Here is a 2,676-nt window from a genome sequence, read left to right on the forward strand (position 1 = left end):
CCTTGAAAGCGCGCGTGCCACCAGCAGCGCCGGCGCGACCGACAGCAGCGTCGAGAGCAATGCTTGCCACAGCGTGAAGCGGGCCACGCGCAGGAGGTAGCCGTCGAAGGCGGCGGCAGCGCCGGAGAGGTCGTGCGCGCCTTCGAGGATGAGGCCAGCGAAGGCGCCGCCGATGAGCGCGGCGATGGCCGCGAGCGCGACGACACTGGCGGTGACGCGGGAGTCACGCGCGGAGTGCACGCCGCACCATGCGAGCTTCAGCTAGGCAACGCCGCGTTCCTTCGCGCCTCCCTCTGTCCTGCCGGCCATCTCCCCCTCTAGGGGGGAGATTGGCAGCGTCGACGCCCCGCTCGATCCTGCAACGTCGGAGATGGGCGAAAGCCGGCGTGACAGCCAATCTCCCCCCTTGAGGGGGAGATGTCCGGCAGGACAGAGAGGGGGGCCTTGGCGCAAGCATCGCAGCCTACTTGCTCATCACCGCCAGCCACTCATCCGCCCACGCCTTGCGGTTGGCGGCAACCTCCTCCGGGCTGAACAGCAGGGTCTTGGTCGGCTTGACCAGTTTGTCGAAGGCCGGGTTGAGCGGCTTGTCGGTCTTGCCGGCCGGGAACATCCAGTTGGTTTCCGGGATGACGTCCTGGAATTTCGGCCCGGTCATGAAGGCGATGAACTTTTGCGTCAGCGGGTTCTTGGCACCCGTCGTGGTGATGCCGGCAACCTCGATCTGCAGGTATTCGCCTTCCTCGAAGGACGCCGCCTGATAGCGCTCGGTGTTCTCGGCCACCATGTGATAGGCCGGCGAGGTGGTGTAGGAGAGCACCATCGGCGCCTCGCCCTTGGTGAACAGGCCATAGGCCTCGCTCCAACCCGGCGTCACCGTCAGCACTTTCGTCTTGAGCTTGGCCCAGGCCTCCGGCGCCTTGTCGCCATAGACAGACTTCACCCACAAGAGCAGGCCGAGGCCGGGCGTCGAGGTGCGCGGATCCTGGATGACGATCTTGTCGGTGCCGCTACCCTCGATCAGGTCCTTCAGGCTCTTCGGCGGGACTTTTAGCTTCTGCGTGTCATAGACGACGGCGAAATAGCCATAGTCGAACGGCACGAAAGTGTCGTCGCTCCAGCCGCCCGGCACGTTGATACCCGAGACGTCGCCATGCGGCGCGAACAGCCCGCTCGCCTTGGCGTCCGCGGTCAGGTTGGTGTCGAGGCCGAGGACGATGTCGGCCTTGGTGCCGGCGCCCTCGAGCTTGACGCGGTTGAGCAGCGCGACGCCATCGGCGACCGAGACGAATTCGAGATCGCAGCCACATTCGGCTTCGAATTCCTTCTTCACCGCCGGTCCGGGCCCCCAATCGGCAGTGAAGCTTTCATAGGTATAGACGGTGAGCTTGTCCTCGGCGACGGCAGGCGCAACACCGGCCAGAAGCGACAAAAGACCGGCTGCGAGAATAAGCTTGGACAATATCGCGCGCATCGGCGCCTCCTTCGTTCGAGTGACAAGGAATTGAGGCGCCGGATGGTCCGAAACGTCTAATCCCTCCGCCGGTACAAACCGGATCAGGTTCAGCGGGTTGGCTCGATTGCCTCTCAGCCGGATCACGTCCGGCACCCCGTTAGAGCGTCTCGACAGATAGGCCCGGCCGAAGCGGCGTGCAAGCGGAAGTTTGCCGGGCAGCTAATGTTCCGAGGCAGGAACCGAAGCGCGGCGCTTCCGGCTTCCGTTTCCCCCGGCGGGCTGGTAAGGGCGACGGCCATGGGCACATTCACCATCCTGCTTGGCGGCGAGCTTATCCGCACGCCCCGGCTCGAACGCCAGATCGCTGGTTCGCGCGTCATCGCCGCCGACGCCGGCATCGGCCATGCCCGCATGCTGGGCCTTGTCCCCGAGCTCTGGGTCGGCGATTTCGACTCGGTGCCGGCCAACCTGCCCGAAGATCTGGCTTCCGTCCCACAAAAAATCTTCCCGGCCGAGAAGGACATGACCGATGGCGAGCTTGCAATAGCGGAAGCGCTCCAGCGCGGCGCCACCAGCCTCGTGCTTGCCGGCGCCTTCGGCGGCAAGCGCGCCGACCATGCCTCCCTGCATCTGGCGCTCGCCGTGCGGCTGGCAGAAGCGGGCACGACCGTGTTGCTGACGAGCGGCGCACAGGAAGGCGTTCCCATCCTGCCTGGCAAAGCCAGTTTCGACTATGCGGACAGCACCCTGTTTTCGGTGCTCGGCTTCTCCGACCTGTCCGGCCTGACGGTCACCGGCGCCAAATGGCCGCTCGACCGCGTCGAGGTGGCGTTCGGCTCCTCGCTCACTATATCAAACGAGGTCAAAGGGCGGCTTGGCATCGCGCTGGAGCGCGGCCGGGCGCTGCTTCTGGCCCACCCCTATCCTCTTCCCGAAAGCTGACATTCCAGATATGGCGCCGCCACTTCTCAACCTCGACGGCATTAAACTGACCTTCGGCGGCACCCCGCTGCTCGACGGTGCTGCGCTCAGCGCTTCCGCCGGCGAAAAGATCGCGCTGGTCGGCCGCAACGGCTCGGGCAAGTCGACCCTGCTCAAGATCGCCGCCGGCATGATCGAGCCGCAGGACGGCGAAGTGTTCCGCCAACCCTCGGCGACCGTTCGTTATCTGCCGCAGATGCCGGATATGGATGGCTTCGCCACCGTGCGCGCCTATGTCG

At 65.4% G+C, this 2,676-nt stretch carries 3 protein-coding genes, 1 pseudogene and 1 riboswitch; of the genes and pseudogenes, 2 read left to right on the top strand and 2 right to left on the bottom strand.

Annotation, left to right across the window (positions count from 1 at the left end; all coding sequences use genetic code 11):
• Positions 1–240, bottom strand: a pseudogene (locus EOA24_RS33590) (thiamine/thiamine pyrophosphate ABC transporter permease ThiP); the annotation flags it as partial.
• 223 nt (positions 241–463) lie between these two features.
• Positions 464–1,474, bottom strand: a complete 1,011-nt coding sequence (gene thiB / locus EOA24_RS33600) for a thiamine ABC transporter substrate binding subunit (RefSeq protein WP_126080770.1) — start codon at positions 1,472–1,474, stop codon at positions 464–466.
• A gap of 43 nt (positions 1,475–1,517) precedes the next feature.
• Positions 1,518–1,623, bottom strand: a riboswitch (TPP riboswitch).
• A gap of 130 nt (positions 1,624–1,753) precedes the next feature.
• On the opposite strand from thiB, the gene EOA24_RS33605 reads away from it, so the two are divergent.
• Together EOA24_RS33605 and EOA24_RS33610 are read left to right on the top strand one after the other, a co-directional pair.
• Complete coding sequence (locus EOA24_RS33605; protein WP_126080769.1) at positions 1,754–2,398, top strand: thiamine diphosphokinase; 645 nt, start codon at positions 1,754–1,756, stop codon at positions 2,396–2,398.
• 10 nt (positions 2,399–2,408) lie between these two features.
• On the top strand, positions 2,409–2,676 hold a 268-nt coding region (locus EOA24_RS33610; RefSeq protein WP_133374748.1), incomplete at its 3' end, for an ATP-binding cassette domain-containing protein.

The organism is Mesorhizobium sp. M2A.F.Ca.ET.039.01.1.1 (assembly GCF_003998035.1).
Taxonomy (GTDB): domain Bacteria; phylum Pseudomonadota; class Alphaproteobacteria; order Rhizobiales; family Rhizobiaceae; genus Mesorhizobium.

Bases quoted from the DNA above. Each gene is read 5' to 3' on its own strand.
- thiB (WP_126080770.1), bottom strand. From the start codon at position 1,474: ATGCGCGCGATATTGTCCAAGCTTATTCTCGCAGCCGGTCTTTTGTCG.
- EOA24_RS33605 (WP_126080769.1), top strand. From the start codon at position 1,754: ATGGGCACATTCACCATCCTGCTTGGCGGCGAGCTTATCCGCACGCCC.